This is a genomic window from Serratia sp. Ae19-1 (genome assembly GCF_059801225.1).
In genome coordinates this window covers 389004-409176 of record NZ_JBCHWD010000003.1, presented here as the reverse complement: position 1 = coordinate 409176, position 20173 = coordinate 389004, and the positions used below count along the sequence as shown (strand labels likewise).

The following is a 20173-nucleotide window of genomic DNA, read 5'->3' as shown; positions in this document are numbered from 1 at the left end:
GCCCCGGCCGCTAACGGGCAAAGGGCGACTCATGGCTAAGCTTAGTCAGCGGCGGCGGAGAGATAAAATAGGAATGATTGAATACTGTGATAGTTTTCAGCGATTCAAGGCCTTGCCGTCGATAGGCAACGCGGCGCCTTATCGACGCCGCAGCATGATCTTGAGCACCGCGTCCGCCAGTTTGCCGAACGGGGCGCGCAGCAGATCGGTAAAGTGCCAGTGGCTCTGGATGAAGACGCCCTTGGCGTGGCTCAGCGCCCGGAACCCTTCGATGCCGTGACAGGCCCCCATGCCGCTGGGGCCGATGCCGCCGAACGGCAGATCGTCCTGGGCGAAGTGCAGCAGGGTGGTGTTGACGCTGACGTTGCCGGAGGTGGTACGCGTCAGCAGCCGTTCCCGCTCCGCGCCGGCCGGCCCGAAGTAGTACAGCGCCAGCGGGCGCGGCCCGGCGTTGATAAGCTCGATCGCCTCATCAATAGCAGCGTAGGTGCGCACCGGCAGCAGCGGCCCGAAGATCTCCTCTTGCATGATCCGGCTGTCGTCGGGCGCGCCGACGATCAGCGTGGGGGCCAGGGTTTTTGCCCGTTCAGACGCAGATTCAGGGCGATGGCCCACCGGAACGATCCGCGCGCCCCGCGCTTGCGCGTCGGCCAGCAGGTCTTGCAAACGCTGATAGTGCCTGTCGCTGATGATGGCGCCGTAGTCGCTGCCCGTCGGCCCTGTGGGGTAAAACGCTTTGACCGCCGCGTCGTAGAGCGCAATGAAGTTCTCCACATCGTTCTGATGGATCAGCAGGTAATCGGGCGCGATGCAGGTTTGGCCCGCGTTCGACAGCTTGCCGAATGCCAGGCTGTTGACGTCTCTGGCGGTGAGCGCACCGCGCGCCATGACCGCAGGGCTCTTGCCGCCCAACTCGAGCGTCAGCGGCACCAGATTTTTAGCGGCCGCCTGCATGACCTGGCGGCCGATCGCCGTGCTGCCGGTGAACACCAGGTGATCGAACGCCAGTTCGCTGAACCTGGCCCCGATCTCCGGCCCGCCGGTCACCACGGCGACCTCGTCGGCGGGAAACTGCGCCGCCAGCATCGTCTCGATGAGTTGGCTGGTGTGCGGCGTGAGTTCCGAAGGTTTCAGCATCGCGCGATTGCCGGCGGCCAGGGCGGTGGCCAGCGGGATGAGCGTCAAGGATAACGGGTAGTTCCACGGTGCCATGACGCCGACCACGCCCTTGGGTTGGTATTGCACATAGGCGCGCCCGGCCTGGTACGGCAGGGCGACGTGGCGGCGCTCCGGCTGCATAAAGCGCTTCAGGTTGCGCAGCAGATAATCGATCGCCTGCACGGTGACCAGAATTTCCAGAATGTCGGTTTCGTAAGGCGAGCGGTGGCCGAAATCCGCGCTGACGGCCGCCGTCAGTGCGCTGCGCTGGGCCAAAATGGCGCTGCGCAGGTGGCGCAGGGCGGCCTTGCGTTGAGCGAACGTCGGCGCGCCGTCGCGCAGGAAGGCGCGGCGTTGGGCGGCAAGCCGTTGCTCCATCGTCATGGCGGCGTCATCTCCTGGCACTTGAATACTCCTGATACCGAGCTTGTTGGGTGGGGGGCACACCGTCAGCAGAACTGCATTTGACCTTAAAGTAAGGTTTAAACCTATACTCGTTAAGCGATCAACGCAAGATCGCCGGCCAACCGGGATGAGGGAGCTTGCCATACCGGCGTCGTGAGCACTATCCGTCTTATTTTCTGACAATGTGTAAATGGGAGAAACGACATGGGTTACGTAACGACCAGCGATGGCGTCGAGATTTTCTACAAGGATTGGGGCCCCAAAAACGGCAAGGTCATTTACTTCCACCACGGCTGGCCGTTGTCCAGCGATGACTGGGATGCCCAGATGCTGTTCTTCGTGAACCAAGGGTTCCGCGTGGTTGCGCACGATCGCCGCGGCCACGGCCGCTCCAGCCAGGTGTGGGAAGGGCACGACATGGATCACTACGCCGATGACGTCGCTGCGGTGGTGAAACACCTCGGCGTGCAGGGCGCCATGCACGTGGGCCATTCGACGGGCGGCGGTGAGGTGGTGCGCTATATCGTGCGCCACGGCGAGGATAAGGTGTCCAAAGCCGTGCTGATCAGCGCGGTGCCGCCGCTGATGGTGAAAACCGACGCCAATCCGCAGGGCACGCCCAAAGCGGTGTTCGATGATTTCCAGGCGCAGCTGGCCGCCAATCGGGCGCAGTTCTACTATGACGTGCCCGCCGGCCCGTTCTACGGCTATAACCGCCCGGGCGCCAAACCGTCGGAAGCGATTATCTGGAACTGGTGGCGGCAGGGCATGATGGGCGGCGCCAAGGCGCATTATGACGGCATCGTCGCCTTCTCGCAGACCGATTTCACCGAGGATCTCAAGAAGATTGCCATTCCGGTGCTGGTGATCCACGGCGACGACGATCAGGTGGTGCCTTATCAGGATTCCGGCGTGCTGTCGGCCAAGTTGGTCAAAAATGGCACGCTGCATACCTACAAGGGCGCGCCGCACGGCATCCCGACCACCCACGCCGATCAGGTCAATGCCGATCTGCTGGCGTTCGTTAACAGCTAAGAACAGCGCCCAGGGGGACGCTCCGCCGCCTGGGCGCTGCTTGAGGGATATCCCTCATTGCGGCCCCGCCGGCGGTTATTTAAGCTGAAAGGGCAATGCAACGGTGAATATGGAGATAATCATGACTGATTCAGTGTCCAACGATCGTAATCCCACCCCGGATGTGGCGGAAGACAACGCGTTCTTCCCATCACCTTACTCCCTTAGCCAGTACACCTCGTCCAAGACCGACTTCGCGGGCGCCAGCTACCCGAACGCCTATCGCGGCGGCAAGTGGAAGGTGCTGATGATCGCCTCACAGGAGCGCTATCTGCTGATGCAAAACGGCAAGTTCTTCTCCACCGGCAACCACCCGGTCGAGATGCTGCTGCCGATGTATCATCTGGATCTGGCCGGTTTCGAGATCGACATCGCCACGCCGTCCGGCGATCCGGTGAAGCTGGAGATGTGGGCGTTCCCGCATGAGGATGAAGCGGTCAAGGCCACCTACGAGAAGTACCGCAGCCAACTCAAGCAGCCGAAAAAGCTGACGGAGGTGGTGAAGGATCTGGATGGCGGCAATTACCTCGGCGTTTTCATTCCCGGCGGCCACGGTGTGCTGAATGATATCCCGTTCAGCGAAGAGGTGAAAAAGACGCTGCACTGGGCGCATGACCACGATCGCTACGTGATCTCGCTGTGCCACGGGCCGGCGGGTCTGCTGGCGGCGGGCATCGGCGAGAGCAAAGAGGATTTCCTTTATCGCGGCTATGAGATGTGCGTGTTCCCGGACTCGCTCGATACCGGCGCCAACATCGACATCGGCTATATTCCCGGCCCGATGCCCTGGCTGGTGGGCGAACGCCTGCGCGATCTGGGCGTCAAGATCGTCAACGCCGACATCACCGGCAAGGTGCATAAAGATCGGCGCCTGCTGACCGGCGACAGCCCGCTGGCTTCCAACAACCTCGGCAAACTGGCGGCGGAGACGCTGCTGGCCGACGTCGCCGCGCGATGAGCGACGAGCTCGCGCAGCGCGCTTTCCAGACGGCGTTGGCGATGGACCACGAGCGAACCCTGTCCGCCATTCAGGGGCGGGTTCGCACCTTCGCCGCACCGTTCGGCTTCGACCGCTTTGTGCTGTTCTCCGCCTCCGCTGCGGCGGAAGCGGGGATTGAGCATATCTATTGGGTCGAGGGCGACTGGTTCGGCGACGGTGAGGCGGTCGATGCGCTGACCTACGTGCGGCACTGCCCGGTGACCCGGCACATGCTGCGGGCCAGCGAACCGTTCTTCTGGACCAAAACCCGGGCGGAGCAAGGAGAGCGCTACCGGATTGTGCGCACGCCGCGCGGCGCGGGACTGCACGGCGTGCAGATCCCGGTGTTCGGCCCCGCCGGCCTGGAGGGGGCTGTCAGCCTGGGGGGCGAGCGCATCGACACCTCGCCGCCGGTGCGGTTGGCGCTGTCGCTCGTGGGCACGGCGGCCTTTCTGGCGGCGCGGCGGCTGTTCGAGCCGGCGGCCGTGCAGGAGAGGGGGCGTCTGTCGGCGCGCGAGCGCGAGGTGCTGAGCTGGACCGCCATCGGCCGGCGCCAGGCGGATATCGCCGCGATGCTCGGCCTGTCTGAACGCACGGTAGAAAACCATCTGCGGCGCATTCGCCAACGGCTCGGCGCCGCCACCACCGCGCAGGCGATCGGCGTGGCGATCCGCCTGGGGGAAATCGCCCCCGAGCGCCGTTAGCCCGCCGCCATTTGCCGCAACAACCACTCGCGCAGCGCAATGATATCGGAGCGCTGCGCGGTCTCTTCGGTGGCCACCAAATAGTAGTTGGCGCCGGGCAATGACATCTCGAACGGCGCGTCCAACACGCCGCGCTGCAACAAATCGCGCGCCAGCAGCCGGCTGGCGATCACCACCCCCTGACCTGCCACCGCCGCCTGCAGCGCATGGGTTTCGTCGCTGAAGGTCAGCCCGGCTGCCACGTTCAACCCCTCCGGCCCGTAGCGCCGCCGCCAGTTTTCCCAGGTCGGCGCGTCGGCGGGCACCTGCCGATGTTCCACGTGAAACAGCGTCACCCGCTGCAAATCCTCGCTGCGCTCCAGCGCCAGCGCCGGGCTGGCCACCACGATAAAGCGATCCTCATGCAGCAGGGTGCAGTGAAGATCGGTTTCCGGCGTTTCGCGGTAGCGGATAGCGACGTCCACGGTGCGCTGGTTGAGATCGACGCGCTCGACGCTGGTGTGCAGGCGCAGATCGATGGTGGGAAACTCCGCCTTGAAATCCGCCAGACGCGGCACCAGCCAGTGGGTGAGAAAATTGGAGGTGGTGGTGACGGTCAGCGCCGGCGGCAGCTGAACGCGGGTGATTTGGGCGACGGACTGCTCCAGCGCGGCGAAGGCGCGCTGGGTGCCGGCATACAAGATCTCGCCGGTCTCGGTCAGGCTGACGCCCTGCGCGCTGCGCTCGCACACCCGGCATGCCAGCACCGACTCCAGCAGCTTGATCTGATGGCTGACCGCCGTCGCGCTGACGCCCAGCTCCTCGGCGGCCAGCTTGAAGCTGAGACAGCCGGCCACGGCGTGGAAGGCGCGCAGCGCGCCCAGCGGCGGCAAACGGGTTTTTCTCATGGCTGAGTTATTCTCATCTAAGGCTGAAAACTATGAGTTTGTCTGACCGAGTATACAAGAGATAGGCTACCGACATGTGAACAGGGAAATGAATTTATTTCATCATTTTCATCTTGTCGGGAGTGAGCGATGAGCCTCTATATCAACAACGGCGCCCTGGGCGCTATGGAACATACGGGAACGGCGGCGAGCGCCCTGGCGCTCAGCGTGCCGGTGGCAGCGGGCGCCTTGCTGCTGGAGACGGAAAGCCTGTTGGGCATCGGCGTCACCCTGACGCTGCTAACGGCCTTGGCGCTGGCGTTTCTTGGCGGCGGCGCGCTGGCCCGCCGGCGGGCGCTGCGCAATAGCCCGGCGTTGATCGTTCTCCGCTACGGTTTTTTGCTGGCGGCGGCGGGGTGGTTATTCACGCTGCTAATGCTGTTCGGTGGCCATGACTGGCCGGCCCTGCTGCCGGGCATCGCCCTCGGCGGCCTGGGCCAGGGCGTAGCCTACCGCACGGCGGTGGGGGAGAAAGCGGCGTTCGCCGTGGCGTGCAGGCTGACGACGGTGATGACCACCGCGGCGGTGGTGGTTGCCGTTTTGCTGGTGCAGACCTATGCCGCGCCGGAGATAAAGGGAGCCTGTTTCGCGCTGGCGTTGCTGGTCGATTTGGCGTTGCTGGGGGCGCTGATGGCGCGGATTGCGGAGCGAGACAGGGAGTGAGTCGCCGCGCTGAAGGTAAACAGCCCGCCCGGGGAAACGGGCGGGCTTTATTGTGCACAGAAAACCCCCAGCTAGGCTGGGGGTTCAGTAAAGCTTTCAGCTTTGGGCCAGTTATAAAAACCCCTTTTGATTTGTTAAAACAGTTTGCGGTCTGGCAACTGCAAAGGTTCAACAAGAAATCAAAAGGGGGTCCCAATGAGGGACGAAAAGAGCTTAGCGCACACAAGATGGAGCTGTAAATATCACATAGTTTTTGCCCCGAAGTACCGCAGACAGATGTTCTACGGGGAAAAGCGTAAAGCGATTGGCAGCATCTTAAGAAAGCTGTGCGAATGGAAAAGCGTGAATATTCTGGATGCAGAATGCTGTGCAGATCACATCCATATGCTTCTGGAAATCCCGCCGAAGATGAGTGTTTCGGGCTTTATGGGGTACTTGAAGGGAAAGAGCAGTCTGATGCTTTATGAGCAGTTTGGCGATTTGAAGTACAAATATCGTAACAGAGAGTTTTGGTGCCGAGGGTACTACGTTGATACGGTTGGAAAAAATACGGCCAGGATACAAGAGTACATAAAGCACCAACTGGAAGAGGATAAAATGGGTGAGCAACTCTCGATCCCGTATCCAGGAAGCCCGTTTACGGGCCGTAAGTAATCCATAGAAGCAAATGTCAGATCGTGATGCGCCTGTTAGGGTGCGGCTGGTAACAGAGCCTTATAGGCGCATATGAAAAACCTCCGGCTATGCCGGAGGATATTTATTTAGGCGGCATTTAGGCGGCCGCCAGCTCTTGCGGCGTAACGTTTTGCAAACCGACAAGCTGTATGGCCGGCTGCTCCAGCGTGATGCCGAAGTCGCCTTGGCCCCAATTGTAGATATTGACGACGTGCTGATTGAGCGCGCTTGTGCCCTGCATGAATATCGACAGATCCTGCGTATGGGTTTGCGCGTTGTAGTTCAGCGAGAAGCTGCTGTTTGATCCTTCGGCGCCGAAGGCCAGCAGGTGGTTATCGATAGACAGGGAAGAGGCCTGTAAAAAGCCCAGCTCAAAGCTGTCGTCGATATAGATATTGTGAGTCTGCTTCACCGGAATATTCAGCAGGCTGTTGGGAAAAGGCACATCGTTGGACAGCATGCTCAGGTTTACGCCGAGATAATCCTGCGGCGCACTCCCACCCGGCACAGTGGTATAGCCGTGCTCGAAGCGAATTTCGCTGGAGCCTTTGCCCAGGTTAACCTCCAGGCCGTTGGCCGGCGTCAGCACCCGATCGTTAAAGGTGACGTTATCCTTAAAGTCCGTCAACTTCACCGCCTCGATGTTGTACAGCCCGTCCTTGAAGCCATACAGCCCGATGCCGTTTTTCTCGATCACCCCGCGCCCGCCGTAGCTGCCCTGAGCGTCAAACTTCAGGTTTACCCCGTGTGACAGGCTGGAATAATCGACCGTATCATGGCCGCTGCCGCCGTCGATGACCGTCCAGCCGTAGTTGCCGGCGTTGTTTTGCCAGCCGCGCGGCACGCTGATGGTGTCGTCGCCGCTGCCGGTGTTAACGGCGATATTGCCGAACGCCAACGTGAAATCATCGTCATGCAGCGTACCGACGCGGTACAGATTCGGCGTGGACAGCACGTCGGCAATGTCGTTGAAAATCGCCGAGCCGATATCCAGCTTGCCGGGAATAATGCTGCCACCGCCGGTCACGCTGCTGCCGTAGGATTCGGTGTAGAAATCACGCGCCGCCTCGGCGGCCAGGCGGATGGTCTCGTGGCCAATGCCCAGGGTGGTCAAATAGGTGGGCACTTCGCCCGCCAGCAGCGTTTCAACCACGTAACTGAGGTTTTTCATCTGCATGGAGACCTGCGCCGCCGCAATCAGATCGTAGGTGCCGCCTTCCACCTTAAAGGCCGAGGTGTCGTTGGTCGCCACCCATTCGGTAAAGAACGAAGTGTCGCCTAAATAGGAGAACAGCGTGGTGCCGGCCCAGGGGGAATAGTTGGGGGCACCGGTCGAGGAGGCGTCGGTGAACACTTCGGATGCCGCCGCACCGGCGTCGATCAGACCAACCTCGTGAATATCCGGCACTTTGGCGCTGGTGGGCGGGGCATCCGGCAGCGGCGCGTTAGGATCGCTGCTCAGATCGACGCCAAACAGCGTTTTGGCGAAGTTTTTGGCGATGTTGTCGGAGGCGTTCTGAATGCGCGTCTCCCAGTCATCGGGGACATGCCCGGTGCGCAGCTCATACTGCAGCTTGGTTTGGTCGCGAATGTAATGGGCAAACGCCCCCTGATTCGAGTTCACGCCATAGGCGCCTTTAATCCAGGTATAGACCGCGATATCCACGCCCTGAATAGGCTGGTTGGCATGGTTGGCATGGTTGGGATCGGTGAGCGCATCGACGGAGGCGGCATACACGGCCGGCCAGTCGCCGGCTTTGGCAGCCTCCCAAATCGCTTGCAGTTTTTCTCGGTCGGTAATGACGTAAGCCATATAAACACTCCTTGTTGCTGAGAGATTGCTTATAAATTCAACATGATGAATGGAGGTGCGCGATGGAATAAACCGAAACCCGTACAGCCAGAAACGCGCATGCCGCGAGCCGCAGCGAACGATGGGCAGCAGGCACCCATAGCGAAAGGATAGACGCAACTTGCCGAGCGCGAGAAATTCGCTTATCGATTGTTTTTACAGAATTATTGCTGTAAATCGGCGGGTTAACCCGCGTATTGGCATCAGGAAGGAATATCCGTCAGCTGAGTTAGGAATCTTCTTAGATAAAAGAGTGGGTTTCGCTGGTGGGGGTTGGCCAAACGTTGGCGTTATGGTGGTGATTGTGGTTACCGCTTTGCGGATTTACACCGACGGCAACGCAGGAGGGCTCTGGCGCTGCTGGGGCGTGGAATGGGGTGGGGAAATGCTGGAGTGGGTAATCTGACGGTCGGCTGTGTGCCAGAAGCGGACATTGATGATGTGAAGATATATAGTGGTAGATTGCCTATCGATAGTTGATATTACCCGAAATTGTCTCCGAAAATTATGATTAACGGATTGCTGATCAGTCGGATCCTAGCAAAAGACTCATATCAAAACCAGTTATCCGAAAACCAAACTCTTTATATAATTTTAAAGCCCTTTGATTGTCCGGTGACACTCTGAGTTCCACCTCATATGCGCCCTGTTGAGTCAGCTCATTCAGGAATGCACGGATAAAATCCCGACCCATTCCCTTACCCTGAAATTCTGGGAGAAGCATTATATCTGACAAAAAGGCTGAGTTATCTTCCAGGCTGAACCACAGATATCCCGCAGCCTGACTGTCATGTTCATAGGTTCTAAAATGGTTATTTTGAGTATTGATTCCCGCTGGCAAGGCTGTTTTAAATGATTTCGACGCCTCTATCTGGGCTTTTTTACGACTGTACCGATGATTTGCCATCAGGTCTTCAACATAGTCATTTAAAGAGAGGCCCCCCCAGAGGCCAAATTCGTCGTCATGCATGGGCCTATAAATTGATTTGGGGATTTTTGACTGTTTTGTTTTCAATTTACTGTCTCATTCTTAATAGCAACGTAACGCATACTTAGTACTACTCTACCGAATTATCCGCCGATTCAGCATGATAAAATTATATCATATAGCTTTGTCAACTGAGCGTAATTTTGCTGACGCCGAATTCTGCACTTCGCTCAAAGCAGACCCAATGACCACGTAGCCTGCCCGTTGCGTGCCAGAAGCGGACGTTCACGTCCGTTCTTGAAATATTGGCCCGATAATTCAGCGTTAAATTTTCCGGTTAATACGCAACGCATCCACAACGAGTGAAAACGCTGGGGAAGGCTGTTTACGGCTGGGATAATAAAGATAGTAGCCGGGAAAAGGACGGCACCATTCTTCAAGCACGCGGATCAGTTTTCCTTCCTGCAGATGTGTGCCGAACTCCTCTTCAGGTAAAAAGGCAATGCCCAGTCCGGCAAGAGCTGCGTCAACGACGTGTTCCGATGTGTTAAACGTCATTTGCCCTTCAACCCGAACGTGAAATTTACCGTTTTCCTGCTCAAACTCCCAGGCGTAAATTTTCCCCGATTGAACCATGCGCTCATTAATACAGCAGTGTTGCATCAGATCGCGTGGCGTCTGAGGGGCGGCGCACCGGGCAAAATACTCAGGGGAAGCTACAGCCGCCATGCGCAGTTTCGGGCCAATGGGTACGGCTATCATATCTTTGTCGATAGTGTCTCCGAGCCGCACGCCGGCATCAAAACGGTCCGCCACGATATCCCGGAACCCGTGGTTGGCATCAAACTCAATATGAATATCAGGATATTCGCGTAACAGTGGTGTCAGCTTTGGCAGCAGCGTGGTCTTCAGAACATTAGGTCCACATGTAATACGGACGGTCCCCGCAGGTTTATCACGCAGTGCCGTCAGCATGTCCAGCTCGGCTTCAATCTCATCAATACGATGGCCCACAGACTGCAGCAGGCGTTCCCCGGCGGCGGTCACTGACACGCTGCGCGTGGTTCGCGTCAGCAGGCGGATTTGCATCCGTTCTTCCAGCCCGGAAATCGCCTGGCTCAGTGCGGGCTGGGTCACGCCGAGCTGGGCGGCAGCGCGCGTAAAGCTGCCCTCACGCGCCACGGTGACGAAAGAGAGTAAGTCGTTGAGATTGCGTCTGGCCATGCTCGTTTCCGGTCCATTTATAAATTTTACTTATAAGGGTATTAAGTATTCATTAGCTAGTTAACCCGCTGCATATTGGTAACAATAATGCGATGAAAAAGTCAACGCTAACCCTTATGCAAAACGCTTACTGCAGAACATCACTGCTGCTCCTTGCCGGCCTGCTTTTCGTCACGCAGTCCGCTATGGCGGGTGACAACGACCGGGGAGTGGCGCAGGAGACGCTTATGAAAATTGAGATCATTGTGGAGGGAGAAACCGCCACCGCCACCCTCTTTGATACGCCGACAGGCCGGGACTTTGCGTCTTTGCTTCCCCTCAGCCTGACGCTGGAAGACTATGACGATATTGAGCGTATAAGCGACCTGCCGCGCAGGCTTTCCACGGTGCAGGCACCGGACGGCATGACGCCGGAAGCCGGAGATATCACTTACTACGCGCCCTGGGGCAACCTGGCGATTTTTGCCCAGGGCAGGGCTTACGCCCGTTCACTGATCCCGTTAGGGAAAGTGGATTCCGGACTGCCGGTCCTGCAGCGCCACGGACCTCTTGCGGTGCAGATCAGGGTCGCCAACTGACCCGCAGCACCTTCCGTACCGCGATTATCCCCCTTATCCCGTCTCCGTATGCCGTTTCAGCTCTTCCTGCAGCGCTGAAGGCTCCGGGGCACAGACTTCATGTTATCTACTGAAAAGAAATCCCTGAATGAGTAATAAGACAGACGAAAACAGAAAAAAAAACACCGGAAGCGGAAAACAGCCTGCGCACTGGAGTGGTGTCTTTGCCATGACGCTGTGCGTCTTCGCCCTGATCGCCTCCGAATTCATGCCGGTCAGCCTGCTGACACCGATGGCGCAGACCCTTCGTGTCACCGAAGGCATGGCCGGACAGGGCATCGCCATTTCCGGGGCATTTGCAGTGGTAACCAGCCTGTTTATTTCCGTGCTGGCAGGCACGCTTAACCGGAAAACGCTGCTGCTCGGCCTGACCTGCATGATGGCAATTTCCGGTGCTGTTATTGCGATGGCACCCAATTACCTGACCTATATGGCGGGCAGGGCTCTGATTGGCATCGTAGTCGGCGGGTTCTGGTCGATGTCGGCAGCCACGGCGATGCGTTTGGTTCCGGTGCACCGAGTTCCGCTGGCGTTGGCCATTTTTAACAGCGGCAATGCACTGGCCACGGTCATCGCGGCCCCTTTGGGCAGTTGGCTCGGTTCGGTGATCGGCTGGCGCGGGGCCTTCTTTTGTCTGGTGCCGGTCGCGATCGCCGCGTTTATCTGGCAGTTGTTCAGCCTGCCCTCCATGCAGGTCACCCGGCAGAGTAACGGTGCCAGCAATGTCTTCACGCTGTTTCGCCGTCGAGTGGTCACGTTAGGCATGCTGGGCGTCGGCATCTTCTTTATGGGGCAGTTCACGCTCTTTACCTACATCAGGCCTTTCCTTGAAACGGTGACGAAGGTGGATGCTTCAGTGGTCACCCTAATCCTGCTGGTTATCGGTGTCGCGGGTTTCATCGGCACCACGCTGATTGGCAGAGTGCTGAAACGCGGCTTCTACTCGACCCTGATAGCCATTCCGGTGCTGATGGCCATCACCGCGCTGGCACTGATCGCTTTTGGCAGTCAGGTGGCCATCGTGATGGTGCTGCTCGGGTTGTGGGGGCTGATTTCTACCGGTGCGCCGGTGGGGTGGTGGGCCTGGGTACCGCGTATCTTTCCGCAGAATGCCGAAGCCGGCGGCGGGCTGATGGTGGCAATGGTCCAGTTATCCATTGCGCTAGGTTCAACGGTAGGGGGGCTGCTTTTCGATCACCACGGCTACCAGAGCACTTTCTTGGCCAGCGTCACGATGCTGCTTATCGCGGCCGGGCTGATTTTCCTGACCTCACGCGCAGACACCTCTGCCAGAGACCATTCATAAACCCTGGAGTTATGTCATGACAGGTAAAGCTTACGGTGCCCATGCGGGCACACTGCCGCTGGAGCCGATGGATATCACCCGTCGCGCCTCCGGCGCCCGTGATGTGCAGATTGATTTCGCGTTCTGCGGCGTCTGCCATTCGGATAACGCCACCCTGGCTTAATGATAAGGAGACCATCATGAAAAAATTTACGTTAGCGCTGGGGCTGTTGATCAGTGCATTTGCTTCCTCTGCGGCGGATATGTCCCGTGGGGCCGATAATTTTTATAAAAGCGATAAGGTGACGCAGCAAAAAGTCACCTTTAAAAACCAGTATCAGATGGCCGTGGTCGGCAACCTGTTTATCCCGAAAAAGATGAACCAGAATACCCGACACCCGGCGATCGTCGTTGGTCACCCGATGGGAGCCGTTAAGGAACAGAGTTCGAATCTTTATGCGCAGAAGCTGGCGGAGCAGGGGTTTGTCACGCTGGCTATCGATCTCTCTTTCTGGGGAGAAAGCGAGGGCAAACCGGGGCACCTGATTTCACCGGAAATCTACACAGATGATTTCAGCGCGGCGGTTGATTATCTAAGCACACAGCCGTTTGTTGATCCGGATAGCATCGGTGTATTAGGTATCTGCGGCAGCGGAAGTTTTGTTATCAGTGCTGCCAAGATTGACCCGCGTATGAAAGCCATTGCCACCGTCAGCATGTATGACATGGGGGCTGCATTTCGCAACGGCCTCAACCATTCCCAGACGCCGGAACAACGAAAGGCCTTTATCCGGTCAGCCACAGAGCAGCGTTTAGCAGAGTTTCAGGGAGGCGAGACGGCCTACATTCCCGGTACCGTGAATACACTGGACGCTTCAACGCCGGATATTCAGCGTGAGTTTTTCGATTTCTACCGCACCGAACGCGGTGGTTACACCCCGAAGGGTGAGAAAGAAGCACTGACGACGAAACCGATGTTGAGCAGTATCGGCAAGTTTATGAACTTCTATCCGTTCAACGATATTGAAACCATTTCACCGCGTCCGATGCTGTTTATCACCGGCGATCGGGCTCACTCAAAAGAGTTCAGCGAGGATGCATTCAAACGCGCCGGTCAGCCTAAAGAGCTTTATGTCGTACCGGGCGCAGGGCATGTCGATCTCTATGATCGTACCGACGTGATCCCTTTTGACAAACTGACAGACTTTTTCCGTAAGAACCTGCAATAACACGTTCAGTTAAGGAGCATCTGACATGAACTATAAACATCTGGGTCGTACCGGCCTGCGGGTGAGCCGCATCGGTCTCGGTACCATGAATTTCGGTGAGCTGACGGATGAGCCGGCCAGCTTCAGGATCATGGATGAAGCCGTGGATGCGGGTATCAACTTTTTCGATACCGCTGACGTCTATGGCGGACCGCAGTCACCGGATATGGCAAAGGGGTACGGGACATCCGAAGAAATCATCGGTAACTGGTTGGCGCGCAGTGGCCTGCGTGACCGAATCGTGCTGGCCACGAAAGTTTACCAGCCGATGGATACGGGCCCGAATGACAAATATCTGTCCGCTTACCATATTCGCCGGGCCTGTGAGGCCAGTCTGAAAAGACTGAAAACGGACCATATCGATCTCTACCAGATGCACCATATCGACCGGAACACCCCCTGGGAGGAAATCTGGCAGGCCATGGAACAGCTGATCCGTGAGGGTAAAATCAGCTACGTGGGCAGCAGTAACTTTGCCGGCTGGGATATTGCCACCGCACAGTGCACGGCTGATGCGCGCAACCTGCTGGGGCTGGCATCGGAACAGAGCCTTTACAACCTGACCCAGCGCACGGTTGAGCTTGAAGTCATTCCGGCACTGCGCCATTACGGCATTGGCCTGATCCCCTGGAGCCCGGTCGGGATGGGGATGCTGGGTGGCGTGCTGAAAAAAATTGCCGATGGCCGCCGGGCAACACCGCAGCTGCAGGCACAAATCAATCGCTTGCGGCCGCAACTGGAGGCCTGGGAAACGCTGTGTGATGAGCTGGGGGAGGCGCCCTCAGACGTGGCGTTGGCCTGGCTGTTGCAGAACCCCGTGGTTACCGCTGTGCTCAGTGGTCCGCGCACAGCTGAACAGCTCCGTCAGAATCTCAATGCCCTGACGTTGTCCCTTTCAGGCGATACGCTCAAAAGACTGGATACCATCTGGCCGGGACCGGGTGGGGAAGCCCCTGAAGCCTACGCATGGTAACCGTTATCCGTGTTAACAATGACCGGCCTTCGGGTCGGTAAGTACGTTATTTCAGTCAAATTTATTTATCACCTGAAGATGTTGTTCTTTGCTTTAATACTTTGATGTCCGCTCTCGCTCATAGCTGACTTTCTCCCCAAGTGCCGATCCGCCTGGCGCCAGAAGCGGACTATCGTTCGCCTGACCACATAAGCCTCAGTGCGATGAAACAAATACCGAGGCAGGCTGCGCGGGCGGAATGGCGAAGTGACGCTGCATGCGTTTTATCTCCTCTGCCGGTGGTAGGCCAAACAGACGCTTGAATTCGCGGTTAAATTGCGATGGGCTTTCATAGCCAACGGCGTAACTCGCGGCGGCGGCGGTGATTTGTTGGCGTACCATCAGCATCCGTGCCTGGTGCAGGCGTACCGATTTCACATACTGCATCGGCGGCATCTGCGTTATCGCTTTGAAATGGCTATGAAAGGTCGGCACGCTCATGCCGGCCATCATCGCCAGCTGCGTCAGCGTTAACGGCTCCGCGTAAGCGGCATGGATGTGCTGCAACGCTTTACCGATTTTGCCAAACTGGCCCTGCAAGGCCAATGCGGCACGCATTGCGTTGCCCTGTGCGCCTGTCAGTACGCGGAAATAAAGCTCACGCACCCGCGCCGGGCCGAGGATCGCCGCCTCAAGCGGGTTAGCCAGGACTTCAAGTAAGCGAAGTACGGCCATTTTTACCGCACCGTCCATGGGGCTCGACATCATGCTTTGCGGCGCGACGGGAGGATGCGGGGCGCCATGCTGTTCAATCTGCAACATCAGTTCCGCGGCAAGCTGAAAATCCAGATGCATATAAATCGCCAGCAGCGGATGTGCTGCCGACGCGTCGGTTTCCATCACAAACGGTACCGGCACCGAAACCGCCAGGTAGTGCTGCTCATCATATAAATAGGTCTGTTGACCGAAATAGCCGCGTTTGCTGCCCTGGCAGACGATCACGATCCCCGGATCGTAAAGCACCGGCGTCCTGGCAAGCGGGCGATCGGAACGCAAAATTCGCACATCAGGTAGGGCAGTGAGGTTGTATCCCTCTTGCACCGCAAGTCTATTCATCAGGGCAATCATGTCGGACATCCCACCACCTCATAAAATCAGGCAAGAAAAAGAGAAGATACGGCCTAAAAATGCGGCAGAGCAGAGAATACCATGCAACCTTCATGGTTCATGGGAGTTCTTTTTATGGCATCTGCAAAAACGATTTTAATCACCGGCGTCAGCAGTGGCTTTGGTCAGGCGCTGGCGCGAGAAGCCCTCGCCGTGGGGCATCGGGTTATAGGGACGGTGCGCAACAGCGAAGCGCTGCAGGCTTTCGGTGCGCTCGATACGCAGCGGGCTTTTGGCTATCTGCTTGATGTCACGGACGTTGAACGTATTGATGAGGTGGTTGGAGAGATAGAGTCTGCCATTGGTCCGATAGATGTGCTGGTGAACAATGCCGGTTACGGCCACGAAGGCATTCTGGAAGAATCCCCGCTTGCAGAGCTGCGCCGCCAGTTTGACGTCAATGTGTTTGGCGCGGTGGCGATGATCAAAGCCGTGCTACCGGGCATGCGCCAGCGCCGTCGCGGTCACATTATCAATATCACCTCAATGGGCAGTTTCATTACCTTGCCCGGTATCAGCTATTACTGCGGCAGCAAATTTGCACTGGAAGGGATATCAGAAACCTTAAGTAAAGAGCTTGCCCCGTTCAACATAAGCGTGACCGCAGTAGCGCCCGGCTCGTTTCGAACGGACTGGGCCGGGCGTTCAATGGTACGCAGCCCTCGCCGTCTCCCTGACTATGACGCGTTATTTGAACCTGTTCGTCAGGCGCGTCAGGAAAAAAGCGGCAAGCAACTCGGCGATCCCGTGAAGGCGGCTCACGCCATGCTGGCATTGATCGAGAGCCAGACCCCACCTACGCATCTGTTGTTAGGCAGTGACGCATTAAGTTTGGTACGGCAAAAGCTCGAGGCGTTAGGTCAGGAAATTGAACAATGGGAGAAACTCACCCGTTCAACGGATGGCTGACCGGTGTCGGGTAGAGAGAGTGCAGTGGATAATTGAGTATAACCGCCCAACAGCAAAAAGCCCGCTCAGGTTTCCCTGAGCGGGCTTCTCTAAATATGGCTCCTCTGACTGGACTCGAACCAGTGACATACGGATTAACAGTCCGCCGTTCTACCGACTGAACTACAGAGGAATCGTGTGAACGGGGCGAATAATAGCGAGGCGCCGCAGGCATGTCAAAGGCGGATTACACATTCTGTGACTGTTTGCTTACAGAATGCGCAACCCGTTGAGTTTTTTGGCAGATTTAGCCCTCTGGCGCTCGCTGCAGGCGCAGCTGATAGCGGTAAACGCCGGCGGTGAGCAGGTAATCCCGGTGCACGCTCGGGCTCCAGGAATCGTCGCCGCCCACCCCCATGTGGAAGCCGTCCAGATGCAGCCAGGTGCCTGCTTCCGGCTGCAGCAGGTGCTGGTGGCTGCAGGCCATCAGCTGTTGCAGGCCGTAGCGGCTGAGCGAGAAGTGGAAGCGGCCGTCGATGCGCCAGCCGCCGTAGCGCAGGCTGCGGGTATCGCAGCGCAGGCCGTTCTCGCCGGGGAAAATATACGGCGTGTGCAGTTCCGCCAGCGGCAGGCGCCAGCGCCCGTGCTGCGCGGCCAGGCGGCGATCCGGGTAGTTCTCGTGCGGGCCCAGGCCCAGCCATTCCGCCTGCGGCTGCACCGTTGCCAATTGGCAGTGCAGGCCGATGCGCGCCGGGGGCGGCAGAGTATCGGCCACCTCGACCTCCACGTTCACGCTCACTGCGCCCAGCGCATCGAACAGCCACTGTTTGCGGCTGATCAGCAACATCTCCCCGTCCACGCCAAACAGGTGTTCGCTCACCACCTGCACGCCGTTTTGCAGCGCATCGGCCTGCAGCAGCGTGCAGCGCTCATCCAGCCGGTACAGGCCCGCCAGCTTCCAACGTTCGACCCAGGCGTTGGGATCGATATGGTCCGCCTCGCTGACGCCGATGTCGTTGTCGATCGGCGCGCGCGCAAAGCCGTCGCGCAGCGGCGTCAGCAGCTGCGGCTGCTCATTCTGCCACCACTGCGTCAGGTGGCCGCTGCTGCGATCGAAGCGCCAGCGCTGGTCGCCGTGGGTGAGGGTCAGCCCCTGATCGTCTTCAATCAGCGTTGGCGGCACGCCCTGTGCGGGCGGCGGCGCGGGATGCATCGCACGCGGCACCCGCCACTGATCCCAGGCGCAGCGGTGGTGAGCTTCAGACCAGTCGGTGGCCTGCGGTTGCACCACCTCCACGTTCAGCCACAGCTCGCCTGGCTGATGCAACATCGGCAGCCGGTCGAGCAAGATGAAGCTAGCGCTGCCCTGCGGCGCCAGCGCCAGATCGAAGCTGCCGCTGGCGCGCTCCACGCCGTCCAGCTCCAGCCGCCAGTTGAGCTGTTCGTTGTCGGTGTGGCGGAACAGGTAATCGCTGGTGACGGTCAGCGTCAGCGAGGCGGCGTCGAAGGCGAAGCGGAACAGCTGCTGCGCCCGCTGCGCTTCGAACAGCGCCGGGTGAGGGGTGCGATCCGCGAACACCAGCCCGTTCAGGCAGAACTGGCGATCGTTGGGGGTGTCGCCGAAGTCGCCGCCGTAGGCCCAGAACTCTTGGCCGTGCTCGTCGCGTTTGATCAGCGCCTGATCGACCCAGTCCCAGACAAAGCCGCCCTGCAGGCGCGGATGTTCGTGGAATGCGCGCCAGTAGCGCTCAAAGCCGCCGAAGCTGTTGCCCATCGCATGGGCGTATTCGCACAGGATCAGCGGGCGCTGTTCCTCCGGCAGGCCGATCCACTTGCCAATTGCCCATTTGGGCACCGCCGGGAACGGCTGATCCTGATCCACCCGCGCATACATCGGGCAGATGATGTCGGTGGCGGCGGTGTCGGCGCCGCCGCCTTCATATTGCACCGGGCGGGTCGGATCCTGGCTTTTCACCCAGCGGTACAGCGCGTCGTGGTTCACGCCGTGGCCGGACTCGTTGCCCAGCGACCAGATAATGATGCAAGGGTGGTTGCGATCGCGCTGCACCATGCGGGTGACGCGCTCGCTCATCGCCGGCAGCCACAGCGGATCGTCAGCCAGCCGGTTCATCGGCTGCATGCCGTGGGTCTCGATATTGGCTTCGTCCACCACATACAGCCCGTAGCGGTCGCACAGCCGATACCACAGCGGGTGGTTGGGATAATGCGAGCAGCGCACCGCGTTGAAGTTGTGCTGCTTCATCAGCAGGATGTCGTGGCGCATCGTCGCTTCGTCCATCACCTGGCCGTGGCGCGGATGATGCTCGTGGCGGTTAACGCCGCGGATCAGCAGCGGCTGCCCGTTAAGCTTCAACAGCCCGCCGCTGATTTCCACCTGGCGGAAGCCGATGTCATAGGCTTCCACTTCGATAATCTCCCCCTCGGGGGAGAGCAGGGCGACGGTGGCGCGATACAGCGCGGGCGTTTCGGCGCTCCACAGCGCGGGGTGCTCCACAGGCAGGCGCAGCGTGACGCGGTCGTCATAGGCGCCGCGTTCGTCCACCATCTCGCCGCCGAGTGGCTGGGTGCGTTCGGCCACCTGGGCGCCGTCGCGCCACAGCTGCACCTGCACCTGCAGTGGGCCGGGCCGGTTGGCACGCGCCGTTACCACCAGTTCGCCGCGGGTAAAGCCGTCATGCAGCGGGGTAGTGAGGCGGATATCGCTCAGGTGCGCGGCGGGTTTGTGCAGCAGGCTGACGTCGCGGAAGATGCCGCTCATGCGCCACATATCCTGATCTTCCAGGTAGCTGCCGTCGCACCAGCGCAGCACCATCACCGCCAGCCGGTTTTCTCCCGGCTGCAGCCACGGGCTGAGATCGAACTCCGCCGGCAGGCGGCTGTCCTGCGAATAGCCGACCCAGTGGCCGTTGCACCATAAATAGAACGCCGAGTTGACGCCGTCGAAGATGATGCGCGTCTGGCCGGCGACCAGCCAGGCCGGATCGACGCTGAAGGTGCGCGAGTAGCAGCCGGTGGGGTTGTCTTCCGGCACGCGTGGCGGATCGACCGGGAATGGATAGCGCACGTTGGTGTAGATCGGCGCGTCGTAGCCGGCGAGCTGCCAGTTGCCCGGCACCGCCAGCGGGGCGGCGTCCGGCAGATCCTGCTGCAGCCAGCCTTCCGGCGCCGCCTGCGGGCGCGGGAAATAGCTGAAGCGCCATTCGCCGTTCAGCGACTTGCGGCTGGCGCTGGGGGCATCGTCGCGCGCGTCCTCCACCGTGCGCCAGCTGGCGAACGGCGGGTGGGCGTCCAGCCGGCGGTAGTGGGTGCAGGCCGGGTTTTGCCAGTCACGGCGGGCGAGGATCTCGGTCAGGGAAGCAAGGGGCGCAGCAGGCATCGGCGATCGTC

The 20173-nt window shown here is 59.2% G+C and carries 17 protein-coding genes, 1 tRNA gene and 1 pseudogene; 11 read left to right on the top strand and 8 right to left on the bottom strand.

What is annotated here, in order from left to right:
• Nucleotides 1–138: 138 nt before the first annotated feature.
• Nucleotides 139–1563 (bottom strand): coniferyl aldehyde dehydrogenase, encoded by a 1425-nt coding sequence (locus tag AAIE04_RS12135; RefSeq protein WP_498577008.1) that lies wholly within the window; start codon nucleotides 1561–1563, stop codon nucleotides 139–141.
• Between the two features lie 204 nt (nucleotides 1564–1767).
• Between AAIE04_RS12135 and AAIE04_RS12130 the strand changes: the two genes are divergently transcribed.
• The 3 genes from AAIE04_RS12130 (at nucleotide 1768) to AAIE04_RS12120 (ending at nucleotide 4320) form a co-directional block, all read left to right on the top strand.
• Nucleotides 1768–2598 (top strand): alpha/beta fold hydrolase, encoded by an 831-nt coding sequence (locus tag AAIE04_RS12130; RefSeq protein WP_498577007.1) that lies wholly within the window; start codon nucleotides 1768–1770, stop codon nucleotides 2596–2598.
• 121 nt (nucleotides 2599–2719) lie between these two features.
• Complete coding sequence (gene hchA, locus AAIE04_RS12125) at nucleotides 2720–3595, top strand: glyoxalase III HchA (protein ID WP_498577006.1); 876 nt, start codon at nucleotides 2720–2722, stop codon at nucleotides 3593–3595.
• Nucleotides 3592–4320 carry a PA1136 family autoinducer-binding transcriptional regulator gene (locus AAIE04_RS12120; protein WP_498577005.1) on the top strand — a complete coding sequence of 243 codons (729 nt, stop codon included), beginning with the start codon at nucleotides 3592–3594 and terminating at the stop codon, nucleotides 4318–4320. The genes hchA and AAIE04_RS12120 overlap by 4 nt, the downstream gene beginning before the upstream one ends.
• Here AAIE04_RS12120 and AAIE04_RS12115 read toward each other — a convergent pair.
• Nucleotides 4317–5207, bottom strand: a complete 891-nt coding sequence (locus AAIE04_RS12115; RefSeq protein WP_498056684.1) for a LysR substrate-binding domain-containing protein — start codon at nucleotides 5205–5207, stop codon at nucleotides 4317–4319. The two genes, AAIE04_RS12120 and AAIE04_RS12115, sit on opposite strands and share 4 nt — an antisense overlap.
• Nucleotides 5208–5336: 129 nt before the next feature.
• Between AAIE04_RS12115 and AAIE04_RS12110 the strand changes: the two genes are divergently transcribed.
• Together AAIE04_RS12110 and tnpA are read left to right on the top strand one after the other, a co-directional pair.
• Nucleotides 5337–5909, top strand: coding sequence for a hypothetical protein (locus AAIE04_RS12110; protein ID WP_498577004.1), 573 nt, complete (start codon nucleotides 5337–5339; stop codon nucleotides 5907–5909).
• Between the two features lie 195 nt (nucleotides 5910–6104).
• On the top strand, nucleotides 6105–6563 hold the full coding sequence (tnpA, locus tag AAIE04_RS12105) for an IS200/IS605 family transposase (RefSeq protein WP_498577003.1): 459 nt from the start codon (nucleotides 6105–6107) through the stop codon (nucleotides 6561–6563).
• A 118-nt stretch (nucleotides 6564–6681) separates the two neighbouring features.
• Here tnpA and AAIE04_RS12100 read toward each other — a convergent pair whose 3' ends face one another.
• The 3 genes from AAIE04_RS12100 to AAIE04_RS12090 all read right to left on the bottom strand — a co-directional run bounded on the left by AAIE04_RS12100 (nucleotide 6682) and on the right by AAIE04_RS12090 (nucleotide 10588).
• Entirely contained in the window at nucleotides 6682–8397 is a 1716-nt protein-coding gene (locus AAIE04_RS12100; protein WP_498577002.1) for a hemolysin, read from the bottom strand.
• A gap of 565 nt (nucleotides 8398–8962) precedes the next feature.
• On the bottom strand, nucleotides 8963–9451 hold the full coding sequence (locus AAIE04_RS12095) for a GNAT family N-acetyltransferase (RefSeq protein ID WP_498577001.1): 489 nt from the start codon (nucleotides 9449–9451) through the stop codon (nucleotides 8963–8965).
• A 237-nt stretch (nucleotides 9452–9688) separates the two neighbouring features.
• Nucleotides 9689–10588, bottom strand: a complete 900-nt coding sequence (locus AAIE04_RS12090) for a LysR family transcriptional regulator (RefSeq protein ID WP_004928662.1) — start codon at nucleotides 10586–10588, stop codon at nucleotides 9689–9691.
• A 227-nt stretch (nucleotides 10589–10815) separates the two neighbouring features.
• On the opposite strand from AAIE04_RS12090, the gene AAIE04_RS12085 reads away from it, so the two are divergent.
• From AAIE04_RS12085 to AAIE04_RS12065, 5 genes and pseudogenes are all read left to right on the top strand, one after another.
• Nucleotides 10816–11166: a cyclophilin-like fold protein gene (locus AAIE04_RS12085; protein WP_015378446.1), complete on the top strand. Its 351-nt coding sequence runs from the start codon at nucleotides 10816–10818 to the stop codon at nucleotides 11164–11166.
• Nucleotides 11167–11293: 127 nt separating this feature from the next.
• Complete coding sequence (locus AAIE04_RS12080) at nucleotides 11294–12511, top strand: MFS transporter (protein ID WP_071591411.1); 1218 nt, start codon at nucleotides 11294–11296, stop codon at nucleotides 12509–12511.
• 16 nt (nucleotides 12512–12527) lie between these two features.
• Nucleotides 12528–12656 (top strand): annotated as a pseudogene (locus tag AAIE04_RS12075) (alcohol dehydrogenase); the annotation flags it as partial.
• Between the two features lie 34 nt (nucleotides 12657–12690).
• Nucleotides 12691–13719: an alpha/beta hydrolase gene (locus tag AAIE04_RS12070; protein WP_004928673.1), complete on the top strand. Its 1029-nt coding sequence runs from the start codon at nucleotides 12691–12693 to the stop codon at nucleotides 13717–13719.
• A 25-nt stretch (nucleotides 13720–13744) separates the two neighbouring features.
• Complete coding sequence (locus AAIE04_RS12065) at nucleotides 13745–14731, top strand: aldo/keto reductase (RefSeq protein WP_015378445.1); 987 nt, start codon at nucleotides 13745–13747, stop codon at nucleotides 14729–14731.
• 195 nt (nucleotides 14732–14926) lie between these two features.
• Here the strand turns inward: AAIE04_RS12065 and AAIE04_RS12060 are convergent, their stop codons facing one another.
• Nucleotides 14927–15847 (bottom strand): AraC family transcriptional regulator, encoded by a 921-nt coding sequence (locus tag AAIE04_RS12060; protein ID WP_498577000.1) that lies wholly within the window; start codon nucleotides 15845–15847, stop codon nucleotides 14927–14929.
• A gap of 105 nt (nucleotides 15848–15952) precedes the next feature.
• Between AAIE04_RS12060 and AAIE04_RS12055 the strand changes: the two genes are divergently transcribed.
• Nucleotides 15953–16786 (top strand): oxidoreductase, encoded by an 834-nt coding sequence (locus AAIE04_RS12055; RefSeq protein ID WP_498577069.1) that lies wholly within the window; start codon nucleotides 15953–15955, stop codon nucleotides 16784–16786.
• 96 nt (nucleotides 16787–16882) lie between these two features.
• Here the strand turns inward: AAIE04_RS12055 and AAIE04_RS12050 are convergent.
• Both AAIE04_RS12050 and AAIE04_RS12045 read right to left on the bottom strand, forming a co-directional pair.
• A tRNA-Asn gene (locus AAIE04_RS12050) sits at nucleotides 16883–16958 on the bottom strand.
• A gap of 114 nt (nucleotides 16959–17072) precedes the next feature.
• A complete protein-coding gene (locus AAIE04_RS12045) occupies nucleotides 17073–20162 on the bottom strand; it encodes a beta-galactosidase (RefSeq protein WP_498576999.1) in 3090 nt (1029 codons plus the stop codon).
• Nucleotides 20163–20173: the final 11 nt, after the last annotated feature.